Source organism: Alloacidobacterium sp., from assembly GCF_035631355.1.
Lineage (GTDB): Bacteria > Acidobacteriota > Terriglobia > Terriglobales > Acidobacteriaceae > Alloacidobacterium.
In genome coordinates, this window is sequence record NZ_DASQIX010000112.1 from 1 (window position 1) to 24,903 (window position 24,903).

Annotated in this window: 24 protein-coding genes; 12 read left to right on the plus strand and 12 right to left on the minus strand. The window is 56.6% G+C overall.

What is annotated here, in order from left to right; translation table 11 throughout:
* Together VEV40_RS19645 and VEV40_RS19650 are read right to left on the minus strand one after the other, a co-directional pair.
* Positions 1-340: cob(I)yrinic acid a,c-diamide adenosyltransferase (locus VEV40_RS19645; RefSeq protein ID WP_324834771.1), on the minus strand; the 340-nt coding region annotated here is incomplete at its 3' end.
* Positions 341-346: 6 nt separating this feature from the next.
* Entirely contained in the window at positions 347-775 is a 429-nt protein-coding gene (locus VEV40_RS19650) for a 23S rRNA (pseudouridine(1915)-N(3))-methyltransferase RlmH (RefSeq protein WP_324834792.1), read from the minus strand.
* A 454-nt stretch (positions 776-1,229) separates the two neighbouring features.
* Here VEV40_RS19650 and VEV40_RS19655 point away from each other — a divergent pair, with 454 nt between their 5' ends.
* Entirely contained in the window at positions 1,230-4,736 is a 3,507-nt protein-coding gene (locus tag VEV40_RS19655; protein WP_324834772.1) for a carboxypeptidase-like regulatory domain-containing protein, read from the plus strand.
* 168 nt (positions 4,737-4,904) lie between these two features.
* Here the strand turns inward: VEV40_RS19655 and rsfS are convergent, their stop codons facing one another.
* Both rsfS and nadD read right to left on the minus strand, forming a co-directional pair.
* Positions 4,905-5,402: a ribosome silencing factor gene (rsfS, locus tag VEV40_RS19660; protein ID WP_324834773.1), complete on the minus strand. Its 498-nt coding sequence runs from the start codon at positions 5,400-5,402 to the stop codon at positions 4,905-4,907.
* A 78-nt stretch (positions 5,403-5,480) separates the two neighbouring features.
* On the minus strand, positions 5,481-6,179 hold the full coding sequence (gene nadD, locus VEV40_RS19665; RefSeq protein ID WP_324834774.1) for a nicotinate (nicotinamide) nucleotide adenylyltransferase: 699 nt from the start codon (positions 6,177-6,179) through the stop codon (positions 5,481-5,483).
* A gap of 8 nt (positions 6,180-6,187) precedes the next feature.
* Between nadD and folK the strand changes: the two genes are divergently transcribed.
* The 6 genes from folK (at position 6,188) to VEV40_RS19695 (ending at position 12,832) form a co-directional block, all read left to right on the plus strand.
* Positions 6,188-6,724: a 2-amino-4-hydroxy-6-hydroxymethyldihydropteridine diphosphokinase gene (gene folK / locus VEV40_RS19670; RefSeq protein WP_324834775.1), complete on the plus strand. Its 537-nt coding sequence runs from the start codon at positions 6,188-6,190 to the stop codon at positions 6,722-6,724.
* A 13-nt stretch (positions 6,725-6,737) separates the two neighbouring features.
* On the plus strand, positions 6,738-8,975 hold the full coding sequence (locus VEV40_RS19675; protein WP_324834776.1) for a TonB-dependent receptor: 2,238 nt from the start codon (positions 6,738-6,740) through the stop codon (positions 8,973-8,975).
* Between the two features lie 151 nt (positions 8,976-9,126).
* Positions 9,127-10,626 (plus strand): aldehyde dehydrogenase family protein, encoded by a 1,500-nt coding sequence (locus tag VEV40_RS19680; protein WP_324834777.1) that lies wholly within the window; start codon positions 9,127-9,129, stop codon positions 10,624-10,626.
* 202 nt (positions 10,627-10,828) lie between these two features.
* A complete protein-coding gene (locus tag VEV40_RS19685; RefSeq protein ID WP_324834778.1) occupies positions 10,829-11,998 on the plus strand; it encodes a tRNA guanosine(34) transglycosylase Tgt in 1,170 nt (389 codons plus the stop codon).
* A gap of 143 nt (positions 11,999-12,141) precedes the next feature.
* Positions 12,142-12,414: a DUF4242 domain-containing protein gene (locus VEV40_RS19690; protein ID WP_324834779.1), complete on the plus strand. Its 273-nt coding sequence runs from the start codon at positions 12,142-12,144 to the stop codon at positions 12,412-12,414.
* A 4-nt stretch (positions 12,415-12,418) separates the two neighbouring features.
* Positions 12,419-12,832: an iron chaperone gene (locus tag VEV40_RS19695; RefSeq protein WP_324834780.1), complete on the plus strand. Its 414-nt coding sequence runs from the start codon at positions 12,419-12,421 to the stop codon at positions 12,830-12,832.
* Here the strand turns inward: VEV40_RS19695 and VEV40_RS19700 are convergent, their stop codons facing one another.
* On the minus strand, positions 12,833-13,699 hold the full coding sequence (locus VEV40_RS19700; protein WP_324834781.1) for a tetratricopeptide repeat protein: 867 nt from the start codon (positions 13,697-13,699) through the stop codon (positions 12,833-12,835).
* Between the two features lie 220 nt (positions 13,700-13,919).
* Here VEV40_RS19700 and VEV40_RS19705 point away from each other — a divergent pair, with 220 nt between their 5' ends.
* Together VEV40_RS19705 and VEV40_RS19710 are read left to right on the plus strand one after the other, a co-directional pair.
* Complete coding sequence (locus VEV40_RS19705) at positions 13,920-16,253, plus strand: N-acetylmuramoyl-L-alanine amidase (protein ID WP_324834782.1); 2,334 nt, start codon at positions 13,920-13,922, stop codon at positions 16,251-16,253.
* A 33-nt stretch (positions 16,254-16,286) separates the two neighbouring features.
* A complete protein-coding gene (locus tag VEV40_RS19710; protein WP_324834783.1) occupies positions 16,287-17,039 on the plus strand; it encodes a CPBP family intramembrane glutamic endopeptidase in 753 nt (250 codons plus the stop codon).
* Here the strand turns inward: VEV40_RS19710 and VEV40_RS19715 are convergent.
* Positions 16,946-17,827, minus strand: coding sequence for a CPBP family intramembrane glutamic endopeptidase (locus VEV40_RS19715; RefSeq protein ID WP_324834784.1), 882 nt, complete (start codon positions 17,825-17,827; stop codon positions 16,946-16,948). The two genes, VEV40_RS19710 and VEV40_RS19715, sit on opposite strands and share 94 nt — an antisense overlap.
* A gap of 47 nt (positions 17,828-17,874) precedes the next feature.
* Positions 17,875-18,945, minus strand: a complete 1,071-nt coding sequence (locus tag VEV40_RS19720; RefSeq protein WP_324834785.1) for a hypothetical protein — start codon at positions 18,943-18,945, stop codon at positions 17,875-17,877.
* Positions 18,946-19,095: 150 nt separating this feature from the next.
* On the opposite strand from VEV40_RS19720, the gene VEV40_RS19725 reads away from it, so the two are divergent.
* Positions 19,096-19,620, plus strand: a complete 525-nt coding sequence (locus VEV40_RS19725) for a TlpA disulfide reductase family protein (protein ID WP_324834786.1) — start codon at positions 19,096-19,098, stop codon at positions 19,618-19,620.
* Between the two features lies 1 nt (position 19,621).
* Here VEV40_RS19725 and VEV40_RS19730 read toward each other — a convergent pair whose 3' ends face one another.
* A complete protein-coding gene (locus tag VEV40_RS19730; RefSeq protein ID WP_324834787.1) occupies positions 19,622-20,437 on the minus strand; it encodes a DUF5715 family protein in 816 nt (271 codons plus the stop codon).
* A 163-nt stretch (positions 20,438-20,600) separates the two neighbouring features.
* On the opposite strand from VEV40_RS19730, the gene VEV40_RS19735 reads away from it, so the two are divergent.
* Positions 20,601-21,338, plus strand: coding sequence for a YIP1 family protein (locus tag VEV40_RS19735; protein WP_324834788.1), 738 nt, complete (start codon positions 20,601-20,603; stop codon positions 21,336-21,338).
* 198 nt (positions 21,339-21,536) lie between these two features.
* Positions 21,537-21,740 (plus strand): cold-shock protein, encoded by a 204-nt coding sequence (locus VEV40_RS19740; RefSeq protein WP_186742795.1) that lies wholly within the window; start codon positions 21,537-21,539, stop codon positions 21,738-21,740.
* 79 nt (positions 21,741-21,819) lie between these two features.
* Here VEV40_RS19740 and fabF read toward each other — a convergent pair whose 3' ends face one another.
* From fabF to VEV40_RS19760, 4 genes are all read right to left on the minus strand, one after another.
* Positions 21,820-23,067, minus strand: a complete 1,248-nt coding sequence (gene fabF / locus VEV40_RS19745; RefSeq protein ID WP_324834789.1) for a beta-ketoacyl-ACP synthase II — start codon at positions 23,065-23,067, stop codon at positions 21,820-21,822.
* Positions 23,068-23,069: 2 nt separating this feature from the next.
* Positions 23,070-23,315, minus strand: a complete 246-nt coding sequence (locus VEV40_RS19750; RefSeq protein WP_324834790.1) for an acyl carrier protein — start codon at positions 23,313-23,315, stop codon at positions 23,070-23,072.
* A gap of 634 nt (positions 23,316-23,949) precedes the next feature.
* The gene (locus VEV40_RS19755) at positions 23,950-24,459 is read right to left on the minus strand and encodes an SRPBCC family protein (protein WP_324834793.1); all 510 of its coding nucleotides are present in this window, start codon (positions 24,457-24,459) and stop codon (positions 23,950-23,952) included.
* Positions 24,440-24,903: metalloregulator ArsR/SmtB family transcription factor (locus VEV40_RS19760; RefSeq protein WP_324834791.1), on the minus strand; the 464-nt coding region annotated here is incomplete at its 5' end. The genes VEV40_RS19760 and VEV40_RS19755, both read right to left, overlap by 20 nt.

Sequence of the window (24,903 nt, forward strand, 5' to 3'; positions counted from 1 at the left end):
CGTAGTTGATCTCGTCGAGCACCACCATATCCCATTCGCCTGAGAGGATGGCCTGCCGCGCCTCTTCCCAGGCCTCTTCCACCATGCGGATGTCTTCCGGGTCGGTCTCCGCCCCACCAATCTTCACGAAGCCCCGGCCCAACTGTTTCATCACAAAGTTACCGTTAAACGCCTCGACCGCGTCGAGTTCCCCATAATGCCAGGACCCCTTGAGAAACTGCAGCATCAGCACTTTCATGCTGTTACCCACCGCGCGCAGTGCCGTGCCCATGGCGGCAGTGGTTTTGCCCTTGCCCGGGCCAGTGTTGATCAGGACCAGTCCCTTGCGCGATTCCGGCATTCAACCTCAATGGCCCGTGTGGTACGGATGCCCAGATAGGATTGTAAACGCCCGGTAGATCTGCTCGCTCAGAACGACCCGCGCCAACTCATGCGGAAGGGTCATCGGCCCCAACGAAAGCAGCAGGTTTGCCTGCTTGCGCACCTCGTCTGACCATCCGTCCGCCGGGCCGATGGCAAAGATGATTGCCTGCTGCCCTTGATCGCGCTGCTTTCCCAGCCACTCCGCAAATTGCTCAGAACTGAATTGCCTTCCCCGGCTGTCAAGTAGGACAAGATACGGTGCAGTGCGGGCACGTTGACGTTGACGAGACTGAAAAAGAGCCTCCGCGGAAGAAAAGATGGGCATCTCGACGGTCGCGTGGCCGCCGATCCGCTTTAGGTATGTCCTGAGAGCCACCGAGAAATCCGATTTCCCGGAATCCTTCCCGATCATCGCGATGGAAACAATCACGCAACGAGTTTATTGGTTCTGAAGGGGGCTGTTAAAGGCCAATCCTGCAGTGGTCTTACCAGTTGTCATAGATAAGCCCCGCAACTATCTATGAAAAATGAGAGATTCAGATATAAAGCCATTACTCGCCCGTCAATACTGCATCAGTAATTTTCAAATAGACTTTGACTCAATGGAATAGCCATCAATCTTCCGTCAACAAGCAGTGACTAGTTAGCATTGCGAAATAGGAGATTGACTGGTTAGTCAAATCAAAGAAGCCTCTGCACTGAATCCCCTGCAAATGGGCCATCGATTGCCACCCAACCGACAGATACGGCAGTCCAGATCGAACAGGTTTTTGGGAGTTCATAGTCGATTTGTATCTTGCCCCCGCTCCGTATGAACTCTGAAAAAGCGGTTTGAATAGCTGTTCAAGACTTTTCCGGGAGGATCTATGCGGTTTGCTAAGGTTTTTCTGGCAATATTGTCAGTTCTCTCCATTGCTCTTCCAGTTCCCAGCATCCACGCTGCAAACGTTAACGCCCGCATTAAGGGCGTAGTTACCGATCCGGGGGGCGCAGCCGTCGTCAACGCCCAGATTACAGCCAAGAACGACGCCACCGGTGTCCAGTTCACAACCGTTTCCGGCGCGGACGGCGGCTATCTCTTTCCTCAGTTGCCGGTTGGGTCGTATACCGTCACGGCTACAGCGCAGGGCTTCAAAAGTTTCACCGCGACTGGCATTGTGCTCACCATCGACCAAGAGTATGTAGAGCCTATCCAAATGAGCCTTGGATCGACTTCCGAAGTCGTACAGGTTTCCGCCTCGCCCGTTCAGGTGAATACGACTGACATGCAGTTGAGCAATGTCATTGACTCGCAGCAAATGGTGGAGCTGCCGCTGATTGGCCGCAACTTCACAGGCCTGGAACTGACGCTGCCTGGTGTGCAGGCATCGAGTGATCGATTCGGTACGTTCTCGGTGAGCGGCGCCCAGACGCAGCAATCCAGCTTCCTGATTAACGGCGCCGACTCAAACGACATTGCGCTGAATACTCTGGTGGTCACGCCGAACATTGACGCCCTTGACCAGTTCAACCTGATTACCGGTCCACTGAATGCGGAGTATGACCGCAATTCTGGTGGCATCGTGAGCGCTACGATCAAATCGGGCACCAACAGCTTCCATGGCGATGCCTTCGAGTTCTATCGCGACACGTTCTTGAATACGGCAAACTTCTTCCAGCACAAAGTGTCAACCGGGCAGGCCGTAGTGGCAAAGTACCATCAGAACATCTTTGGCGGCACGCTAGGCGGCCCGATCCTGAAGGACAAGCTGTTCGCCTTCGGCTCGTACCAGGGCACGCGGCAGATCGTTCCGCAGGGCAGCACGTCCAACGGGTTTTCTCCCGGATCGTCTTCCGTTTATTCAGCGGCCAACCTGTCAGGAAACTTCTCTGAAGACCTGACTGGCGTCAAACAAGGTCTTACCTTCAGCACAAATCCGATTCCAGGAACACTTAACATTCCTGGATGCACCGCTGGACAAACCTGGACATCGTGCCTAACCCCCAAAGGGGGCGTCCTCCCCACCAGTGCGTTCGATCCAATCGCCTTGAAACTGGCAACCACCTACATACCCGCGCCGAACAACGGCACCTATGGCTACATCTTTAGTCCAGTCGTGACCACATCCCAGAACCAAGCCCTGGGCCGGATTGATTTTGACCCAAATTCCTTCAACCAGATGTATTTCGTAGGCATTTATCAGAGGACCACGAACCTGGAAACGCTGCCCTTTACCGGTGCTTCGCTTCCCGGCTTTGGTGACGAGAGCACGCCGACGGTCTATCAGTACACCTTCGACTATGTGCACACCTTCAACCCGACTCTGGTGAACGATTTCTCCGTGCATTACACGCGCTTTAATTTCCCCACGGTAATCCCGCAGCACACTGTGGATCCGGCAAGCCTGGGCTTCAACATCAAGCCGCAGGATGCGGCAGCGGCCAGCGTTCCAACAATTAGCGTCAGCGGATTTTTCGAGCTGGGCTTCAGCACCAATGGGCCTCAGCCACGCATCGATCAGGCCTATCAGTTGGACGATAACCTCTCGAAGGTGATTGGCGGACACACATTCAAAGTTGGCTACGACGGACGCCGTTTCAATGTCTCCAACCCATTCTCCGCCAATAACAGCGGATCGTATAACATCAACAACTCGAGCAGTCCATATTCGACGGGTGATGCTTCGCTGGATTTCCTGCTCGGTATCCCAGGCAGCTATGCCCAGGGATCGGGGGCCACAATTCAGGCTGACGCTTTCCTGAATTATTTTTATGCCCAGGACACATGGAAGACATCTCCGTCGTTGACCCTTAGTTACGGCCTTGCGTATTCCATTGATACTCCGCTGCGCAACCATCAATATGATGGCGAAGGCATTGCCTGCCTTATCTATGGAGCACATTCCACGATATTCTCGACTGCTCCGGTGGGAATAACATATCCGGGCGATCCAGGATGCTATAACTCCGGCCAGGCGACCACCCGCTATTCCGAGTTGGGACCGCGCATCGGCTTTGCATGGGCGCCGAATCTCGGCTGGCTCTCTGATGGCGATTCGCGGAAGTTCGCCATCCGCGGCGGATTCGGTATTTATTACAACCGCACCGAGGAAGAAAGCTCGCTGCAAACCCTGGAAACCCCGCCTTTTGGTTTGGGATCAGCGGGTGCGCTTGACTTCGGCGCTCCTGCTCCTGCCTTCGCTAATCCATGGGAGGACCTGAACACAGGCGCGCCTTATACGAACAAGTTCCCCTTTACTTTCCCAACCAAAGGCCAGACCATCGACTATTCAACCCTGGAGCCGATGTCTATAAGTACTTACGGTAAGGATTTTCGTGCGCCGTATTCCGAGAACTTTCAGATTAGCGTTGAGCGGGAGTTTCCAGCGCGCGCTGTTGTGCGCTTGAGCTACGTGGGTGCACTGGCAAGACATAATCAGGTCGATTATGAAGGCAATTACGAGACAGCGGCAGGGCACGCGGCTTGCCTGGCTGATCCCAACTGCATTGCTGGCCGCAACAGCCAGAGTTTTTTGTATCCTCAAAATACCGTTGCCGGCTCGATTGATCCAAATACCGGCACTACCGGGTTCGCGAGCGTAGGCACCGTGGGCTCACAATCTTCGTCGAGCTATCATTCACTCCAGGCCAGCATTGAGAAAGCCATGACGCATGGCCTTAGCTTCCAGCTCAGTTACACGTATGCGCATGCCCTCGATGACGGCTCCAGTTTCGAGAACTCAGGCTTCGGCTCAAACGGTGCTCGTGGCTATAACCAGTTTGACAAGCAACTGAATTATGGCGATTCACAGTTTGACGTGCGCCATCGCCTCGTCTTTTCTCCGATCTACATCGTTCCTTACAGCCACAGCAATGGTACGTTCTCTCTGAGAAACCTTGCACTTTCCGGATGGGAGATCTCGGGCATCGTGTCCGTTGCCACTGGTTTCCCGTATGACGTGTCCTATGCTGGCGGAACATCGCGTTCTCTGTGGTGCTCTGCAAACTTCCAATTCTATGCGTGCCCGGACGTGCCGCTGCAGACCGGTCCACAAGTGCGTGCCAATCCCCGTAATCGCAGCAGTTCGACTGGAAATAGCACATGGTTTGAGCCCAACACCTATGCCGCTGAGCCTATCGGCAGCTTCGGCAATGTTCACCGGAACCCGTATCACGGACCGGGCCTCAACAACACCAACATGATTCTGGCGAAGAACTTCATGCTGATGCCGGAACGCGGCGTGAGTTTGCAACTGCGCATGGAAAGCGACAATGTCTTCAACCATACGCAGTTCAACAACCCGACTAGCACTTTTGGCAGCGGTACGTTTGGTCAGATCACGGGCGCAGTCGCTGCCCGCCAGACGCAGCTTGCGGCAAAGATTTACTTCTAACCCAAACATTGAATCCAATAGCGAGAGGGGCGCTCGAAAGCGCCCCTCTCGCTTTCCAGGCGAATTCTGTTTCCTAAGAGTTCGTCACAAATACGCTGTCATCCTGAGGAGCAACGAGACGAAGGATCTGTATGAATCAATGACTCACCACACTAGGCCGGAGCGAGCTTAATTCGCCGGCTTCTTCGTCTTCCTTGAGGTAGAACTGGCTTTTGCCGGTTTCTTGGCAGTGGGTTTCTTTAGAGAGGTCTTTTTTGCGGCCGCCTTCTTCCTTGCTGCAGCGGTTTTTTCCTTTAGGGTCGTCTTCAATTCTTCGAGATCGACCGGACGCGCCGACTTCCAGAGCCGCTCCAAGTCATAAAAGGCGCGTTTCTCCGCGAGGAAAATATGGACGACGAAATCGACATAGTCCATCAGTATCCATTCACCCAGTTTGCGGCCCTCTACCGAATGCGGGTACGTCGCAAAATCGCGCTTTAAGCGAAGCTCTATCTCGTCGCCGATGGCCTGCGCCTGGCGGTCGTTGGCAGCGCTGGTGATGAGGAAGAAGTCGGTAAAGCCGGAGTCGGCTGGGTCGAGCTCAAGAACGCGCGTATTTTCCGCTTTCTTGTCTTCGCAGGCCGCGGCGGCAGCCAGCACCATCTTGCGGGTTTCCGTGGACGCCATTCGGTGGGGCTCTTCTCCTTGATATAACGCTACATCGTAGCGTGGACTGCGCGAGAGCGCCAGCGGCATCCTCGCTCGTTACTGATAAAGATGATGCGCGCGAATATATTCGGCCACTGGCGGGGGCACAGCATCATTGGATGCGCCATGGCTGGCCAGTGCTGCGCGCACTTCGGTCGCCGATGCTTCTTCCCGTAAATCAGGCAGAAAGTAGAGGGTCGAAGACTGTCCCGAGTGATTAGAAATGGGGACAACCGACAGGCCGGGTTCATAGAGCGCGTCGCCGCAAATGCGTACCCCCTGCGGCAGCATCGCCTGCGCGTCCTGAAAATCAAAACGTGGACGGCTGGCCACGATGAAATCGCAGGCAGTCAGCAGTTCCGCCGCGCGATGCCAGTGCGGCAGGCCCAGGAAGGAATCTGCGCCTACAAGGCAAAAAAGCTGATCATCGGGTTTTAGTGACTCCTTCAACCGGCAGATTGAATCAATGGTGTAGTTGGGAAGATCATCATGGCGCGGCGCATCGATAATGGAGACTTGAAAACGAGCGTCGCCTCCAATGGCAAGCTGCACCATTGCTATACGGTCTTCAAAGCTCGCAACCGATGAGTCATGCTTGAGCGGCTGATTGCCCACAGGCGCGAACAGCACACGATCAAGACGCAGCCTGTCAGCCGCCGCTTGCGCGATGGCCAGATGTCCGCGATGAGGCGGATCGAAGGTGCCGCCGAAGAACGCGATACGCATGGCTGAAATCGTAAACTGTTCCTGCGCCATCTTTTACCATGTCTTCGCCAGAAACACACATCGCCTGGATTGGCCTCGGCTCGAATCTTCGCTCTCTCGCCGGCCCGCCTGTGCAAACGATTGAAGCCGCATTGCTCGCGCTGGGAGCAATTGGCGAAGTGCTCGCGCGTTCTTCATTGTATGAAACCGCGCCTGTGGGGATGACCGACCAGCCCGTATTTGTGAATGCAGTAGCGGCGCTGAAGACTGATGATTCTCCCGAGGCTGTGCTTGAAAAGCTGCTTGCCATCGAGCGCGACTTTGGCCGCGACCGGCGGAACAGTCCGCCAAAAGGTCCGCGCACGCTCGATCTCGACCTGCTGCTGGTTGGCGATCTGATCGCGAACATGCCTGCGCTCTCTTTGCCGCATCCGGCGCTGGCCGAACGGCGCTTTGTGCTTGTCCCGCTGGTGGAAATTGCTCCGGAACTGCCGCACCCGGTCCTTCACAGAACGATGCGCGATTTGTTGTCCGCTTTACCTGACGAGGGCGCAAACCGTGTCGATGCTGTTCGGATTCTGCGAGCGCGTCCGTAGAATAAAAGCACGGATGACAAAAAGAGCCATAGCCGGAAACCTGCTGCTATCCTTTGCCTTGTTTTGCTGCTTCCTCGCGTCATTGGAATGTGAAGCGCAGCGGGCACGATTTTCCGGAACAGTAGTAGATGAGCAAGGCTCCGGCGTTGCTCATGCGGAAATCGCCGGCAGCTCGGGCGCGGTTCTCGGCATGACTGCAGATGATGGAAGTTTCAGCTTTCAGGACGAATCGCCGTCTCCAATCTCAGTGAATGTGACCGCTCTCACATTTGATACTGTAACGGTTAAGATTTCTCCAGACAAGCCGACACGTATTGTTCTGGTGCGTCAGCAGGAGCGGGTCGTGGTGACGGCGTATCGCTCGCCCCTCGATATGCTGGACAGCCCGGCCAGCACGCGCATTGTGAACCGGCAGCAACTTCAGGAGGCGGCTACGCCAGCGCTGGATGGCAGGCTGCGGCAGGTCCCGGGGCTGGAGCTTTTTCGCCGGTCGAGTTCGCTGGTGGCCAACCCTACCTCACAAGGAATCTCGCTGCGCGGACTGGGTTCGACAGCCGCCAGCCGAACGCTGGTTGTCTCAGACGATGTACCGTTGAATGACCCCTATGGTGGATGGATTCACTGGGAAGAGATGCCAGAGTTGTCCATTCATTCAGTCGAAGTGGTGCGCGGCGGCGCGTCCGATCTGTATGGATCGAGCGCAATCGGCGGCGTGATTAACGTTGTGCCAGTCAGACCACAGAATAATTACTTTGCGCTGACGACAGGCTATGGCTCGGAAGCCACTACAGACAACGGGATGCTGGCTTCGCTCAAGCGCGGACCCTGGGCGGGGCTGCTCGCAGGAGGCATTCTCAGCACCGACGGCTACACACTCATCGCTCCCGACCAGCGCGGACCTATCGACCAGCCCAACAATGTGCACGCGCAGAATGGCCTGGTTGACCTGGAACGAACCATTCGTAACAGTGGTCGTGTCTTTTTACGCGGCAATGTGCTCAACGAGGCGCGCGATAATGGAACGCCTGTACAGAAAAATGGCACACGGCTCTGGCGCTATTCGGCAGGCGTTGATTGGTCGCAGTTGGCACTCCGCTTCTATGGCAGCACGGAGCATTACCGCCAGACATTCTCATCCATCGCATCCAACCGCGCATCTGAGACCCAGACACGATATGCCGAAGATCCTGCTAACGAACTGGGAGCGGCAGCGCATTGGCGTCAGCCAATTGGAGCGAAGACAGTCATCATCGCCGGCGCAGACACTCATGACGTACGCGCGTCAGATGACGAAGTGCTATACACCGGCGCAAAAGGTTACCAGAACACATCGGCGCGACAGAGGCAGACAGGTGTTTATGGCGAGGCGCTGGCCACGCCGGGCAAGTGGACGTTGAGCGCGTCGGGGCGCGTCGACCACTTCTCCAATTTCGACGCCGCGCGGTGGATCCAAAGGGGCGTAACCACCTATCCATCATTCAGCGAAACGGTCTTTGACCCACGCCTGGGGGTTTCGCGCAGAATCACTACCAACATCGCGCTCCATGCTTCAGGTTTCCGCGCCTACCGCGCCCCTACGGAAAACGAGCTCTACCGAACCGGCCAGGTGGGCCAGCAGACCACGTTACCCAATCCGAACCTGCGCTCAGAGCGGGCAATCGGATGGGAGACCGGCTTTCAACAAAACCTTCCCCGCTGGCAATCGATGCTACGGATGAGCTACTTCTGGACGCGCGTAAACCGGCCCATTACGGCGCTTACACTCAGCGTTACTCCAACTTCCACGCTGCTGATGCGCGAAAACCTCGGGCAGATTGAAAGCCGCGGTGTTTCCATTGATTTTGAGGCTCACCCCTTTTCGTGGGCTGCGATCACCGGCGGCTACCAATACGCCGACGCCACCGTGACCAGCTACACACAACAGCCGCAGTTGGTTGGTAACTGGATTCCGCAAGTGGCCCGCAACATGGCCACGACACAGGTGCGCGTCAGCAACGCGCGCCTTGGAGTACTCAGCCTGCAGGGACGCATCAGCGGGCGGCAATTCGACGATGACGCCAATAACTACCTCCTGCACAGCTATTTTCGTCTCGACGCCTATGCCTCGCGCGAATTCGGTCGCCATGTGGAACTCTTTGCGGCGGGCGAAAACCTCTTCGACCGAGCCATCGAAGTAGGAAAAACACCCACCCTTACCCTGGGTACCCCCCTGGTAGCGCGATTCGGGCTGCGGCTGCGCTTCGGTGAATAATTTCCTATTTTCTGCTGCGCAAAGAAATTCCTTGCCCTCTGCTTTCATATCCTTCCAGCGCGGGTGTATCGTGTTCGGCGGCGCGGTTTCGGTCCCAATTCGCACTTCCTAAATCACGACCCAACGGGCCGGCCGCCAAAGGAGCCTCCCTATGGCAACCATTGCACTTGATCCTCGCCTCGATAAGAAAACGTCAGACTTCATCGCGCAGAAACATCGCATGTATGTTGACGGCAAATTTGTGAATGCCGCCTCCGGCAAAACATTACCTGTCTACAATCCGGCGACGGGCGAAGTGATGGCCCATGTGCCGGAAGCCGAATCCGAAGACGTTGACCGGGCCGTGCGGGCCGCCCGCCGCGCCTTTGATGAAGGCCGCTGGCCGAAAATGAGCCCCTCGCAACGCGGACGTCTCATCACCAAGCTCTCAGATCTGATCGAGCAGAACCTGGAGGAGCTTGCCGAGATCGAATCCATGGACAACGGAAAGCCGCTCTCAGTGGCGCGCGTGGCTGATGTGCCGCTGGCCGCCGACCTCTTCCGCTACATGGCGGGATGGACAACCAAGATCATGGGTCATACATTCCCGATTTCTTTCCCCGGCGAATACCTGACCTATACGCTGCGCGAACCTATCGGAGTAGTTGGGCAGATCATCCCTTGGAACTTCCCGTTGCTGATGGCCGCATGGAAGCTCGGCCCAGCGTTAGCCGCTGGATGCTGCGTGGTACTCAAACTCGCCGAGCAGACGCCGCTTAGCGCACTGCGCCTGGCCGAACTGATCCACGAGGCCGGGTTCCCCGAAGGAGTAGTCAACGTGCTGACTGGCTATGGCGAAGGCGCGGGCGCTCCGCTGGCTGCGCACGAGCTGGTCGATAAGGTCGCGTTTACCGGATCGACCGAGGTTGGCCGTCTGATTGTCCAGGCTGCCGCCGGAAACCTGAAGAAAGTCACTCTGGAACTGGGGGGCAAATCGCCTGCCGTCATCTTCCCGGATGCCGATCTCGAACGCGCGATCCCCGGGACGGCCTCGGCCATCTTCTTCAATCACGGACAATGCTGTTGCGCCGGCTCACGGCTCTTCGCGCATGAAAGTATCTTCGACAAAGTTGTCGAGGGCGTCTCTGACATTGCGTCGAAAATCCGCGTCGGCAGCGGGCTCGATCCGGAGACTCAGATGGGGCCACTGGTTTCCGAAGAGCAGTTCCAGAAGGTCACCGGCTACATCGACTCGGGCCTGAAGGAGGGCGCGAAGGCGACCGCCGGCGGCCAGAAGGCCGCTGACAAAGGCTACTTTGTGAAACCGACTGTGCTGACCAAGACCAACCCGGAAATGAAGGTCGTCCGCGAGGAGATCTTCGGACCTGTGGTTTGCGCTATCCCTTACAGCGATGCCGATTTGGATCGCATTGCCAAAGAAGCCAACGACACGCCATACGGACTCGCCGCCAGCATCTGGACGCGGGACATTTCAACCGCGAACAAGATGGCCAAGCGCATCCGCTCAGGTACAGTCTGGATCAACTGCCACAACGTCTTCGACGCGGCGCTGCCTTTCGGCGGATACAAGCAGTCCGGCTGGGGCCGCGAAATGGGTGCCGAGGTGCTGAACAACTACACCGAGGTGAAGGCGGTTACGACAGCGCTCTGAGAATCCGGCGGTCTTAGCCTGACGGGCATACCAGCGAAGGAGCGGGAGTGAAACTCCCGCTCCTTTTGCTGAAGTCTGTGCTCAAGCCATTTCCACCCGCGCGTTGTCATCCTGAACGAAGTGAAGGATCTGCTTTTTACGACGCGCCCAAGCGATCTTAACTCGGGGTTAGATCTCCCGGGCAATCGTTACAATCATCTAAGTGTCCCTGACGTTTCAAGTCCATACCACCAGCGGCAATGGCCGCCGCGCCACCATGACCTTGCCGCACGCCACGGCGGAGACGCCGGTGTTTATGCCGGTGGGGACAGTGGCATCAGTCAAAGCTGTACCGCAACATCTGCTTGAAGAATTGAATGCGCAGATCATTCTCGGCAACACATACCACCTCTATCTGCGGCCGGGACATGAGCTGATTCGCCGTATGAGCGGGCTGCACCGCTTTATGAGCTGGCATCGCGCCATCCTCACCGACTCAGGCGGCTTCCAGGTCTTCAGTTTGAACGAACTGCGCAAAGTGACCGAAGAAGGCGTGCAGTTCCGCTCCCATCTCGATGGGGGCTTGCATTTTTTCTCACCCGAACATTCAATGGACGTGCAGATCGCCCTTGGCTCCGACATTGCCATGGCCTTTGACGAATGCACCGAGTATCCGGCGGATTATATCCGCGCGCGCAAATCTCTCGACCTGACGCTCCGCTGGGCGGAACGCAGCAAGCGACACTTTGATGCGCACAAAAATGAAAGGCCTTGGGCACAGGGCACAAAGTCTGATGTCCAGCAGTCGCTACTGAGCCCTGTGCCCTGTGCTCTGAGCCCTGGTTCTATGCCTAGCCTCTTCGGCATAGTGCAGGGCGGGATGTACAAAGACCTGCGCCGCGAATCGGCGGAGCGGCTGGTCGAGATGGATTTTCCCGGCTACGCCCTAGGAGGACTGAGTGTTGGCGAGCCGCGCGAGCTGACGCGCGAAATCATTTCCGAGACGCTGCCCTATTTGCCCAAAGACAAGCCGCGCTATGTGATGGGCGTCGGCTATCCCGACGAAATCGTCGAGTACGCCGAAATGGGCGTCGACATGATGGACTGCGTACTGCCGACGCGCGCCGCTCGTCACGGGCTTCTCTTCACCTCCGAGGGCAGACTAAACATCAAAAACCGGCGCTTTGCCGAGGATCAAGACCCTCCCGATCCGGCGTGTGGTTGCATGGTCTGCAGGCGCTACAGCCGCGCCTACCTGCGCCACCTGATGGCCTCACAGGAGCCATTGGCAGCGGTGCTGAACACGCTGCACAATCTGGCATTTTATCTCAACACGATGCAGAAGCTTCGAGACCGTCTGGATTCCAGCCTGAATGAGTCAACGCGAGTTTGATATCGGCCAGGTGCGAAATCCCGCATGGGAGCACAGTTTGAAAATTGACCCAACACTTGCTGTAAAGAAAAGCAGCTAGATAATGCTCTGAATTGCAGCCCTGCTTTGGTAGCATCATCCGAGTTGTCTTAGGAGAAAGGACAATGCCGAAGTTTGTCATTGAGAGGGAAATTCCCGGGGCCGGGAAGCTGTCGTCTGAGGAGATGAGGGCGATATCGCAGACATCGTGCGGCGTGCTACGGCAACTGGGTCCTCAAATCCAGTGGATTCATAGCTACGTCACCGACGACAAGATTTATTGTGTGTATATCGCTCCGGATGAAGAGACTGTGCGGAAGCACGCGCAGATGGGAGACTTTCCGGCGAATCGCGTATCCCAGGTTCGATCTGTCATCGATCCGACGACAGCTGAATAGCGGTATGAAGTTACTCCAGTCTCTTACACGCGAGGTACTACTGGTGAGGAAAACTGACGCTCCACAGAGCGTAGATGATTACATCGCGCGAGTGCCCGAGCCGGGACGCAGCACGCTGAACAAAATGCGCACGACGATTCGGTCAGTTGTGCCGAAGGATGCGACCGAGGTGATCAGCTATGGCCTCCCAGCATTCAAATATAAAGGCGCGCTGGTTTATTACGGAGCTTTCGCAAACCATTGCAGTTTCTTTCCTGGAAGCGCACAGCTGATCGAGCAATTTAAAGACGAGCTTAAAGATTTTTCTCTGACGAAGGGCGCTATACGTTTTCCCCTGGACAAGCCTTTGCCAGCACCACTGGTAAAGAAGTTCGTTAAGGCGCGGATCACTCAGAACGATCTGAAAAAGCGCGCCTGATTAGCTCTTAGTTGCCTTGAGCGAAAGGCCGGCAGCGGTAAGAACTCCTTTGGAGTCGGCGGCGAACTGGCCGTTGGGCTCGAGTTGAAGATACTTGCGATATGCTTCAGCGCAGCCGGGAGGCAGAATCAGCTTCTGCGTTTGTGAATCAATGGTGGCCTTTTCTGCAAGCGCCTGCGCCTTGAAGTAGTACATCATGCCGCGGTTGGGATCGAGCGCGATGGCCTGTTCGGCTGCAGCCAGATGTTCGTCGGTGTTGCCAGCATCAAAGAAGAAGATTGCTTCATTGCCGCGATACGAGGCGGCTTGCGGAGGGTTGGCCTTCACAGCGGCATCGAAGGCAGCTTTCGCATTTGCGATCTTTCCGTTGTGGATGTAAATCTCGCCGAGACTCGCATAACACGTACCAAGCACGTCAGGTGGACGGTCTTGTCCAGTGCTGATCTCATGGCCCACGCTGTTACGGGAGGCGCGCGTCGCAAAAGGGGCCACAGTTTGAGGGCTGGTGGATGGCTGGTAGAAGTCCTCGGAATGGGCGCGTTCCAGCGATGCAGGATCGATACCCAGGGCGGTCTTGAAGCTTTTTTCTGCTTCGGGATACTTCTTGAGTCTAAGCTGCGCGAGGCCCAACTCAACCCAGGGAATGACGAGCTGCGGCTTATCTGCGGTGACCTTGAGCATAAGGATTTCAGCGTCGGCGTAGCGCTTGTCTTTGGTAGCTATGCGTGCGGTAACCACTGCAGCGTTCACACTATCGAGTTTTTCCGGCTCGTGATCTGGAGCTTGCGTGGGTTGCTGCGCTGAAGCGGAAGATGTGGTGAGAGGAGCAAGAGCCAAGGCCAGGAATACGAGCAGTTTTCTGGGCATGCGTTAATTTTTCAAGTTCAAAATGATGATGCTTGGACGGCAGCATCATACAGAACCGCCGCGAAAGGCGATAGGACAAACCTTTCTTGATCTTCTCTGAATGGCAATCTCCAGTTTCCATACTGGTTTCCTCTGTCCATTTCGTGTTTCCTGCGTTGCTCCTCTCCAGTCAGCCCCCTATAATCAAGATGGCTCCTGGCGTGTGCCTCTGAATCTGTTTATGCCCCTTTCCTACCGCTCCGGAGGACGCGCGTCGTTTTTGTGTCTGGCAGGCTCTGCGCTTCTTTTGGCGCTTTTCTACCTGCCTGCTCAAGCCGCACAACATCAGCCGCATACTCCGTTTGACAAGGCACAGCGTTTGCGCGAGGCCCTTGAGGGGCGTCCGGAGCAGCAGCGCACGCGGCGCGACTATGAGCGGGTGCTCAACGCATATCGCGCTGTCTATCATGGCGATCCCGCTTCGCCGAAGGCCGACGCCAGCATCTCCGCCGTCGCTGATCTGCTGGCAGAGCAGGGGCGCGTGTTTCAGGATGAGAAGTCGCTGCATGACGCCATTGGTCAGTATGAATTTCTGCGCAGGCAATATCCGGGCAGCCGCTACCGCTATAGTGCATTGCTGACGGAAGGCGAGATTTACCGCCGCGACCTCGATGATCGCGATGAGGCGAAGGCGGTATTTCAGCAGTTTCTGAAACTCTATCCGCAGAACCCGCTGGCCGATGAAGCGCGGCAGGAATTGAAGAATATCCGCAGGGAAGAAGTAGCGGATAAGCACGGCCAACCGCCTGTGAAGCACGCTTGGGCGCCGGTGGTTGAGGCGCAGGCAGCGCCGCCTGCTTCGAGTTCCGTGGCAAAGCGCAAGACCGCACCTACACCATCGACACAACACGAACAACCGACACCTACCGCGGAAACAAAGCCTCAGCCAACGTCTTCTAATCCCGCAATACAAGAACGCGACCTGGAGCAGCCTTCTGAGCCAGCAACATTGAGCGATGCCGCGATGAATGCGCCGCCTCCGCCGCGCAAAGGCAAGCTGCCGTTGGTGACGGGCCTGCGCCACTGGTCAACGCCGATTTATACGCGCGTCGCTATCGACCTGCAGGACGAGGTGCAATACGAGGCATCGCGGGTACCGAATCCTGACCGGATATTTTTCGACCTTCATGGAGCCAAGCTCTCGCCGGAACTCATCGGCAAGTCGGTCGAGGTGACGGACGACGGCTTCCTGAAGCGCATTCGCATGGCGCAGTTTTCCAATGACGTTACGCGCGTTGTGCTCGATGTAAGCAATGTGAGCGAGTATTCGGCGTTTCTACTGCCGAATCCGTGGCGGCTGATTATCGATGTGCACGGCAGCAAACAGGGCACGCTGCTGGAGCCGACGCTGACAGCAAAAACCGCCAGCAGCCCGGCGATGACGACGCCCGCAGCTCAAACTGCTCAGAGCACAGCGCACAGGCCACAGGAGCAGACAATGACTGCAGCGGTCACGTCGCAGTCTGCGCCACCTGCGACCGAGAAGACACAACAGAGCGCAGACACTGCGATGCCCGGCTCATCCCTCAAAGACATTGCTTCCCTTGGCCGCGAGCCGAACCGGGTCAAGGCGACCCGACATCCAACCACTGCCCCAGTTGTACAGTCGGTCTCCGGGACTACGCCCGAGCAGCAGCCGAATGAACTGGAGGCGCTTAACAAGCCTGCTCCACATTTACCGGCCTTTTCCGCGCACGCCCGCAAAAAAGTCAACCCTGATACGAACACGGGTGCCTCTCCCGCTCAAGCCGCCGCGCCCACAGCAACAGGCGAGCCTTCGATGGTGCGTGCTTTGGGATTGAAGATTGGCCGCATCGTCGTCGATGCGGGACACGGCGGGCATGATTCAGGTACGCTCGGGCCGGGCGGCATCGAGGAGAAGGACATTGTGCTCGACGTAGCGCTGCGGCTGGGCAAGCTACTGAAGCAGCGGCTGGGCGCGGATGTGATCTACACGCGCGACGACGACACTTTTATTCCGCTGGAGACGCGCACCGCTATTGCGAATAAGGCGCAAGCCGATCTGTTTATCTCGGTCCACGCGAACTCTAGCTCTGATCCGTCGGCGCGCGGCGTGGAAACTTATTATCTGAACTTCACAACCTCGGCGGACGCTCTGGAAGTGGCTGCCCGCGAGAATGCTGTTTCCGACCAATCGATTCATCAGCTTTCAGACCTGGTCAAGAAAATTACGCTGCAGGACAAGATCAGCGAATCACGCGAGTTTGCTTCCGACGTTCAGCAGAGTCTCTATTCAGGCCTGGAAGACGGTAATCCAGGCCTGAAAGACCGCGGCGTGAAGAAGGCTCCGTTCGTCGTCCTCATCGGCGCGAATATGCCGTCGATTCTGGCCGAGATTTCTTTTCTTACGAATCCCGACGACGCAGACGAGCTGCGCGAACCGGAGTACCGCGAGCGCATTGCCGAGTCGCTGTATCGCGGCGTGGCGCGCTATGTGAGCAGCCTGAGCGGTGTGCGCATTGCGCAGAACAGCGCGCATGGAGCGAGCAACTAGGTCAAAAGCGTAATCGGCTAGCATGAGAATGGCGTGAATCTCCGCACGGACTCTCGGCTGCGCGATCTGCTGGAACTCATTTCAGCCTACGGGCTGATTCTGGCTGTCATCTGGACGCCTATGCCGGTACAGCGCATTCTTTACTGGCTCGCGGTCGTCTGGATTCTTGGCATCACGATACTTCGCCGGGACAAGCTGGGCGTGCTTGGCCTGGCGCCATCCAATGTTCTGCGTTCTTTCTGGATCGTCGCCGCAGCTATCGCGAGCGCGATAGCTGCCATCGCTGTTGCCAGATTGATCGGCACACTTCATCCGCTGATACGCTTTGGACATTTGCCGTTGAGGATGCGCGTGACCGGCTACATTATCTGGTCGTTTCTGCAGGAATTCATTTTGCAGGCTTATATGCTTCTCCGTCTAATGCGGCTGCTTCCGAAGCGATGGATGGCAATTACTGTTGCCGCACTGCTGTTCGCCACCGCGCATATTCCCAACCCTGTGCTTATCGGGCTAACGCTGGTGTGGGGATTTATCGCCTGCGCGTTGTTTCTTCGCTATCGCAATCTCTATGCGCTTGGGCTTGCGCATGGCATCCTCGGCCTGTGCGTGGCCATCACCGTCCCGGATGCTCAGTTGCATCATATGCGCGTGGGACTCGGCTATTTGCGCTATCATCCGCGCCACGCTTTTCATCAGCGCAGCAGCGCGCCCCATATCGTATCGACGCAGGCGTGGGTGATCGATGATGCCGCAATCCGCCTTTCTGAGCGCCAGGCGCGCCCGTAGAAAATGCCAGCAATGGCCGCCAGCAGAACATAGCGCCAGTTGAAATGCGCAGCGCGCTTATTGAAGTGCGAGAGGCCGAAGAGAATTGATGTGACCACCAACGACGGCGTGCGCCCGATGCGTCGCTCGAAGAGGTTCTGCATCCATCCACGAAAGAAAATTTCCTCAGGCAATGCGATCAGCAGGTAGGTGAAGACCCAGATTCCCGGCAGCAGCCATGGGCGGTTGACGTGTCCATGCCAGTGCAGGAAGCCGATTGCCAGGCCTAGACCAATGGCAATCGGCATGTAGAAAAGAAGCTCGCGTATTCCTGTTTTCCAGTCTGAGACACGCCAGTGTAGGTCGAAGCCGACATTGTCAAGCTGGCGGATGACGTGGAAGCCGTAGAGTCCGGTATCGAGCAGCAGCAGCTTATTAAGAACGACCAGCGCGTGCGGCCATGCCGATTCAAACCAGCGCAGATCGACGACCAGCCCAAGCGCAAAAAGCACGAGAAAGTCGAGCACATGACCACGCCGCTGCGGATCGAGCTTTGCCGCCAACGCCAGCAGCACGACAACCGCGACGGGCAGCAGCAGGTAGAGCGCGAGCCATTCCGCGTGAAGCAGATGCAGCGGCCATGAGACAAGCAGATAAGGAATGGCGCAGCTTGCGGGCAGCAGAAACTGAAGAATCCGAGGCAGAATGCGGAGCGCGACGACGCAGCGTTCGCCTGCGAAACCGAAAAAAAACAGGGGCAACAGCACCAACAACGCGGCAACTATTGACCCTGCGTGTGTATAGATCACGCTTACATGCTAATGAGCTTTCCGACAGCATGTAAGCGATTTGATTGCTAAAAGTTTCGCGTATAGCTGGCTATGACGGTGTAATCGGAAAAAGCTGCGTCGCCATGCGTGTGGTTGGCATAGTCGGTTACGCTGGTTTTGCGGTTGCGCTCCATCGCCCAGGGGCCGCTCACGTTGACCATGTTGCGGCCGCGCACGTACATCAGGCCGGGTTCCATGGAAATAACATAACCGGGGCGGCGGAAACCATTGCTGCTGCCAAAGGCGTCGCGCACGGGGACCCCTTCCATGCGTCCACCAATGCTCAAGGCAAGACCATACAGCTTTGGTACCGGATGAGAGAAACCGCCGCGCCACAGGTACTGATCGGTTGCAGAAATCACGTCCTCGCCCGGAGCGGAGCGGTAGGTTTTCACACCGGTTGTATCCTGAGGGCTGAAAAGCCACGATCCCGTAAAGTACCCCGTAGTGCGGAAATAGAACTCGCGATAAGCTTCGGTGGCGAGAGCAAATCCCCATGTGCCGTCCCCGGGCTGAATGGATTCATCGAAGGGCCGGACCTGTTTCTGGCCATTCGAAAGAATTGTCGTTCCCTTCGCGTCATTGATGCCAGTCGGCAGCTTTAGCTGTGCTGAGAATGCGATATTGCCGTGGCTTTCTGTCGGCGGTCGCCAGACCCATGCCTGCGCGCCCACCAGCATATCGCCGATGCCTCCTGAACGATAGACATTCACATTGCCCTGCTGATGGCGGGTCGCAGTCATGCCGGGAATGTCAGCGATAATGCTCCAGCGCGGCGTCAGTTGGTAACTGAGGCCAAGATCGTACAAATCAACGTGGTTCTGCACCTGGTTGTGCATTTCAGCACGCTGGACTTGGTAAACAGTCCCAATGTAATGCTTATAGGAGTTGTAGGTCCTGAATCCGATGGTCACGGAAAGTCCGTGCAGCAGGTTGCTGGACCGCGGCTGGCTGGTTGCATCAAGCCCGGCAATGATTGGCTGTTCTGAATGGGCAGCGACGCAACCTTGCGCCAGGGCCCGATTGTATCGCGACGGCATGAGCGCGACGAGAGTTACTGCAAAGAACATAAGTCCTGCCTGGCAGGATATTTTCATGTCTTGCTCCGTGTGAATGGTCTCGGATGAGATAACTTGCAGCACAGTAACAGGGCAGAGCGCACCGAGTCTTCGACCTGCGGAACGGAAGATATCTACATCCTTTGGCCGATGTGCTTGCGCACGACAGGTCGATACACTCACACAAACATGAAAGCCTTCAATTGTGCCGTTCTGAGCCTCTGCTTTGCGTTCTGCGTGTCGCCTTCGTTTGCCAGGCGTGCGCCGAATCTTGAGCTAAAGGACCTGAATGGCAATTCGCAAAAGCTGTCATCGCTGCGTGGGCAGATTGTCGTTGTAAATTTCTGGGCAACCTGGTGCAGCCCATGCCGGGAAGAGCTTCCGCGTCTTTCAAAGCTGGCGCAGAGCTACAGCGGCGGCAATGTGCGCTTTATTGCTGTCTCAATCGATGCCGGAAAAGATCGGGCCAAGATTCAACCAGCGCTTGCGAAAGCGGGCGTCTCGTTTGATACATGGGTTGGCGCGGATACGGGTATCCTAGGCAGTTTTGGCCTTGGAGAAGTTGTTCCGGGAACCGTGGTTCTCGACGAGCATGGAGAGATCGTTGCGCGCATTATGGGCGAAGCGCGCGACGAAGACGTGCGCGGCGCAGTAGACTGGCTGCTGGGCGGACGATCCGGTCCCGCGCCCGCAGCTGTTACAAAGCGCTACTGAATTACTGCACTCCGGCGGCGATCAAAGCGCTCTTGCTGCCAGGATTGGCCGGCGCGGCTTTCGGCTTCGAATGCGGCGTATAGGGCTTATACACAGTGATATGGAAGCAGGCCTGATAGAACTCCTCTTCCACATCGATCTTGCCTGCCGTTTGCAGGGGCAGCAGGTATGCCCGCATCCATGCGACCTCTGACATCGACAAGCCTTTCTTCGCAATATCGATGGTTGCGCCGGTAAGATGCGGCGAAGCAATGTCGCCTTCCGCAGGCGCGGCATTGTCATTGATTTCAATCAGACGACGCTGATATGCCACCGTGCGCACGGCAGAATTGACCTGCAACGAGCGATGAAAGCGCGCGTAATGCACGCGGGCCAGGTCGCTTAGGAAATGTGCAGTCCATGGGCGGCAGTAGCGACGGTTCGCAGGCAGCTCCGGATTGACCCTCAAAGACATGCTGACCGGCACAGTGACCAATTCATGCTGCCGGCGTAGCTCGTTTAGCTGGTCATCGTCTTCGATGCGCTCCAGCCCCTCGGCCTCGCTGCGCTGGTTCTGGCGAATCAACGACTCGCGCGAGCCTTTGAGCGGCGGCACTGGCGTCAGCTTTACGCGCTGAAGTGATTCTTCGGGAATGGTGGTGCGTGCCGGTTCTTCTTTGGCTTCGAGCGCGGTACGGCGCGAACGGGTGTGATGATGGCTGCGCTTATGTGTGTAAATAGGACGCGCGTGATAATGAGACTTTCTCTTTACGGCAAAGGCAGAACTCCCCGCGCCGGCGAACAGCACAGCAGCGAGGAAAATGGAAAGACAGTGCATGAACGGGAGCGCGGAGCGCCAGGGAGCCTTTTCAGGCTATCGAAGCCCGTCCCGTTTGGGGAGTGCTCATTTTGGTACAGCGGCCAGGAGTCGATTTTCATCGCAACCTTTGCGCAGGCAGGGTACAATCGCCAACTGAGAAGTACCTGTTAAGCGAGGTCCTATGCCTGATGCCGTACCGCAAATCGTGTCTACGCCGTTGAACGAGGGGCAGCGTATTGTCGATACCTTTGTCGCGCCAACGAAGACTTTCACCGACGTGCTGCGGAGCGCGGCGTGGTGGGGACCGCTGATTGTCATGATTGTGGTTTCCATCGCCTTCTCATTCAGTGTGCAGACGAAAGTGGGCTGGGGAACGGTAATGGAAAACAATGTGCGCCAGAGCCCGAAGCAGGCGGAGCGGTTTGCTCAGATGCCGCCCGATCAGTTGGCTACTGCCAAAGCAGTTGGCGCCAAGTTCACTGCCGTCATTGCTTATTGCTTTCCCGTCCTGATCCTTATCTTTAACGCCATTACCGTGCTCCTGGTATGGGCCACCGTTAACTTCGGATTTGCAGGTACGGCAAAGTACGGGCAGGTGTTCGCGGTCTATATGTATGCGGGCCTTGTTTTCAATCTCAAATTTATTTTGGCCGTGATTGCTCTCTTTGCCGGCGTCGCGCCGGATTCGTTTTTGCTGAACAATCCCGTCGGCACGAATCTTGGATATTTTCTGGTGGGCACAGACCTGCCGCATATTCTCGTCTCCTATGCGACGCATATCGACGTCTTTGAAATCTGGTCACTCATCCTGAGCGTGATCGGCGTAGGCATCGTGGCAAAAGTTGCGCGCGGAAAAGCGGCGGCAGCTGTCGTGGGCTGGTGGATCATACTGGTGCTGATTTCCGGCGCTTTTTCATAAGAGCAGAGTATGCCTCGCAGATCTCCTCCGGGCAGGCTGCGAAAGCTAACTCAAAGTTCTGCAACCATTTCGGAATCGGGGTATACTTAAGTTACGCTCGATTCCGAGTGGGTTTTTGTTCGCACGTATTGCCCCCAAAGCACTGCCTGCTACACCTTCCCGTTTTCAGCGAATATCGATACAAAGGAATACCCCAAAATGGAACAGGGTACAGTCAAGTGGTTTAACGATGCCAAGGGCTTCGGCTTCATTACGCGCGAGAGCAACAACGAAGATGTCTTCGTTCACTTCTCCGCTATCAACGCGAACGGCTTCCGCAGCCTGCAGGAAGGCCAGCGCGTGCAGTTCAACGTCGTGCGCGGCGCCAAGGGCTTCCAGGCTGAAAACGTCCAGCCTGTATAAACTTGTCATTGAAATGGAAAAGGCCCGGCTTTCGAGTCGGGCTTTTTGCTTGAGCGAAACCTGTAGATGTCCTGAATGGTCAGTCTTGCCAGCGTCTGAAGACCAGCGACCCGTTCGTGCCGCCAAAGCCGAAAGAATTCGACAAGGCAATTTCGATCTTCGCGTCTTGGGGCTTGATGGGGATATAGTTCAGCCGGCACTCAGGATCGGTGTTGTCGAGGTTCGTAGTCGGCGGAGCTTTCTGATTTAGCATCGCCATGATGGTGATGCCGGCTTCGAGTCCGCCGGCGCCTCCCAGCAGGTGCCCGGTCATTGACTTGGTCGAGCTAACGAGCAGCTTGCCGCTGGTGGCGTGTTCGCCAAAAAGCTGCTCCATCGCCGCGCTTTCCAGCACGTCGCCCACTGGCGTTGAAGTGGCGTGGGCGTTGACGTAGTCAATGTCCACCGGCTTGATTCCGGCGTTGTCGATGGCGTGCTTCATGGCGCGGCGGCAGCCTTCGCCTTCCGGGGCCATGCTGGTAATGTGGTAAGCGTCGGCGCTGAGACCATAGCCGATAATTTCGGCCAGAATCTTTGCGCCACGCGCTTTCGCTGATTCCAGATCTTCAAGAATCAGAATGCCCGCGCCTTCGCCCACAATAAAGCCATCGCGGTCTTTGTCGAAGGGACGGCAGGCGTGTTCCGGATCGTCGTTGCGCGTCGAAAGCGCGCGCATGGCCGCAAAACCGCCAATGCCCATGGGCGTAATCGCGGCTTCAGCGCCACCTGCGATCATGGCGTCGGCGTCACCGCGCCTGATGATATGGTAGGCGTCGCCAATGGAGTGCGCGCTGGTGGTGCAGGCAGTTGCGGTGGCTTCGTTCGGGCCTTTCGCGCCGTATTTGATGCTTACCTGCCCGGCTGCCAGATTAATGATGGCCGCGGGAATGAAGAAAGGCGATATCTTGCGTGGGCCGCCCTGCAGCATGGCACTGTGCTCGCGCTCGATGATGTCGAACCCACCGATTCCCGAGCCAATATGCACGCCGACGCGGTCGGCATTGGCGTCTGTAATCTTCAGGCCGGACGTCTCCAGGGCCTCCTGCGTTGCCGCAAGAGCAAAGTGGATAAAGCGCGCCATCTTGCGCGCCTCTTTCTTGTCCACAAAGTTAAGCGCGTCAAAGCCCTTTACCTCGGCTGCGAAAGTGACGGAGAAACCCGTCGTATCGAAGCCAGTGATAGGGGCCATGCCACTCTTGCCCGCCAGCAGATTTTTCCAGACCTCGGGCGTCGTGTTGCCTACTCCACACAGCAGGCCGATGCCCGTGACTACCACGCGCCGCTGCAAAGCTACTTGCCGCCTTTCGCGTTCTTCTCGATGTAGTCGGTAGCGTCCTTCACGGTCTTGATCTTCTCGGCATCCTCGTCGGGAATCTCAAGGTCGAAGGCTTCCTCGAACTGCATCACCAGCTCGACCACGTCGAGCGAGTCTGCGCCCAGATCTTCCTGGAAAGATGCGCTGGGCGTCACTTCGGCTTCGTCGACCTGAAGCTGTTCGACGATGATCTGTTTTACCTTGTCTTCCACTGCTGCCATGCGTTTCTCCTATCCATCGATACGGCCAAAATTCGTAAGATTTCGGATGGGATGGCCAACTTTCCTGAGACACACTTCAACCATGCTCCGAAATTTCAAGTCTACTGAGGCCCCATGAACGTGTAAAGCACAGTCAGGAGAATCTTGTATGTTGCAAATCGAGGCACAACGACGAAGTTGCGCTTCGGCGGAGAGGCTGTACCCACCTGAGGCCGGAGACGCCGAACCTGTCACAGAGAACGGCCACCGTCTTTTCTTAGTAGCGCTACAGAGAATCAAGGCAGAGAGCCTGCATGTTCAAGGTCGGCGGAAAGAGTGAGTTCGTGATGCGGAAAAGGACGGAAGCCGAGACGGAATCTTGACGCAGGCGGCTACTCGTGAGCGAGCGGCCCCCAAATCAAAAAACATTGTTTTGCGGTATTGGCACCCTAGATGTGCGCTCAATAAGTGATTCGCCCTGTATGCAACAGCCGAGCCAAGATCGCTCGCCCGAAAAGGCGGCCACCCTGCCAATCGACGAAAAGCAGGCTAGCACTGAGCCTCCGCCGCCGCCCTCAGCCGGAGTCTCCGCGATAGCCTGCCTTTACTTTTCACTCAGTAGCTCGCGCATCACGATTATCAAAGATTCCGCTTCTTATTCCGCCTGCGCCAGCCCCTCAACAACTGCAGCAACCTTATCGAGTATCTCGACCCAGCCCTCGAATTGACCGCTCTCTTTCGCGCTCTCCATGGGTTCATTTCCAATGAAGGTGAGTTTCGTTTGGCCGTTTCCCAGATCCTCAAAGAGGGTCACGTCGTACGCACCTTCTACGGCCTCATGTTCTATTCCCAGCTCCGCAGGATCAATTTTGTTTCCCTTCGAGTCCGAAAAGTACATCAAGGAAACGATCTTCTCGCGTGGAACAATCTCGTGGTATTCAACCCCATTCCAGAACTCCTGCCCATCTGGAGTTTTCGTGCAGCAGAGAAGTTTCCCCCCAACGCGAAAATCCATCTGGCAAACGGACACAGTAAAGCCCTTCGGCCCCCACCACTGCATCACGTACTTCGGGTCTGTCCACGCCTTCCAAACTAACTCGCGTGGGGCATCAAAAACTCTTGTAACGACCATCCGCTCAATTTCGCTAACCGTGTTTTCTGTCATCTCCAACCTCCTGTTTCTTCATTTGCTTTACAACTGCGTCCAGTTTGTCGAAACTCTCTTCCCAGAACTGGCGATAGCTGATCGCCCAGTCGCTGACTGTCTTAATCGCCTCTGGTCTAAGCGTGCACACACTCTCTCGCCCACGCTTCGTCTTGATCACAATCCGCGCCCGCACCAGGCTTGCAATGTGTTTTGAAATCATCTGCTGCGAGAGTGCAAACGGCTCCGTCAGGCCATGCACAGAGGCAGGCCCGCGAGAGAGCCTCGCGACCATCGCCCGCCGGGTCGGATCAGACAACGCCGCGAATGTTGCGTCTAAGCAATCCACAACCATATGGTTGTGGATTTGTCGCAGAAAGTCAACGACTTTCTCGCGCTCCCAGTTTTTTCTTCCCTCTGATCCCCTCCCCCGCCCGCGAAGCCTACGAGCGCGACTACATCCTC

Coding starts and splice junctions, on each gene's coding strand:
- VEV40_RS19730 (WP_324834787.1), bottom strand. CDS start 20,437: ATGCACTGTCTTTCCATTTTCCTCGCTGCTGTGCTGTTCGCCGGCGCG.
- VEV40_RS19720 (WP_324834785.1), bottom strand. CDS start 18,945: ATGAAAATATCCTGCCAGGCAGGACTTATGTTCTTTGCAGTAACTCTC.
- rsfS (WP_324834773.1), bottom strand. CDS start 5,402: ATGGCGTCCACGGAAACCCGCAAGATGGTGCTGGCTGCCGCCGCGGCC.
- folK (WP_324834775.1), top strand. CDS start 6,188: ATGTCTTCGCCAGAAACACACATCGCCTGGATTGGCCTCGGCTCGAAT.
- VEV40_RS19680 (WP_324834777.1), top strand. CDS start 9,127: ATGGCAACCATTGCACTTGATCCTCGCCTCGATAAGAAAACGTCAGAC.
- VEV40_RS19735 (WP_324834788.1), top strand. CDS start 20,601: ATGCCTGATGCCGTACCGCAAATCGTGTCTACGCCGTTGAACGAGGGG.
- VEV40_RS19750 (WP_324834790.1), bottom strand. CDS start 23,315: ATGGCAGCAGTGGAAGACAAGGTAAAACAGATCATCGTCGAACAGCTT.
- VEV40_RS19650 (WP_324834792.1), bottom strand. CDS start 775: ATGATCGGGAAGGATTCCGGGAAATCGGATTTCTCGGTGGCTCTCAGG.
- VEV40_RS19700 (WP_324834781.1), bottom strand. CDS start 13,699: ATGCCCAGAAAACTGCTCGTATTCCTGGCCTTGGCTCTTGCTCCTCTC.
- VEV40_RS19675 (WP_324834776.1), top strand. CDS start 6,738: ATGACAAAAAGAGCCATAGCCGGAAACCTGCTGCTATCCTTTGCCTTG.
- nadD (WP_324834774.1), bottom strand. CDS start 6,179: ATGGCGCAGGAACAGTTTACGATTTCAGCCATGCGTATCGCGTTCTTC.
- VEV40_RS19705 (WP_324834782.1), top strand. CDS start 13,920: ATGCCCCTTTCCTACCGCTCCGGAGGACGCGCGTCGTTTTTGTGTCTG.
- VEV40_RS19755 (WP_324834793.1), bottom strand. CDS start 24,459: ATGACAGAAAACACGGTTAGCGAAATTGAGCGGATGGTCGTTACAAGA.
- VEV40_RS19655 (WP_324834772.1), top strand. CDS start 1,230: ATGCGGTTTGCTAAGGTTTTTCTGGCAATATTGTCAGTTCTCTCCATT.
- VEV40_RS19695 (WP_324834780.1), top strand. CDS start 12,419: ATGAAGTTACTCCAGTCTCTTACACGCGAGGTACTACTGGTGAGGAAA.
- VEV40_RS19740 (WP_186742795.1), top strand. CDS start 21,537: ATGGAACAGGGTACAGTCAAGTGGTTTAACGATGCCAAGGGCTTCGGC.
- VEV40_RS19690 (WP_324834779.1), top strand. CDS start 12,142: ATGCCGAAGTTTGTCATTGAGAGGGAAATTCCCGGGGCCGGGAAGCTG.
- VEV40_RS19725 (WP_324834786.1), top strand. CDS start 19,096: ATGAAAGCCTTCAATTGTGCCGTTCTGAGCCTCTGCTTTGCGTTCTGC.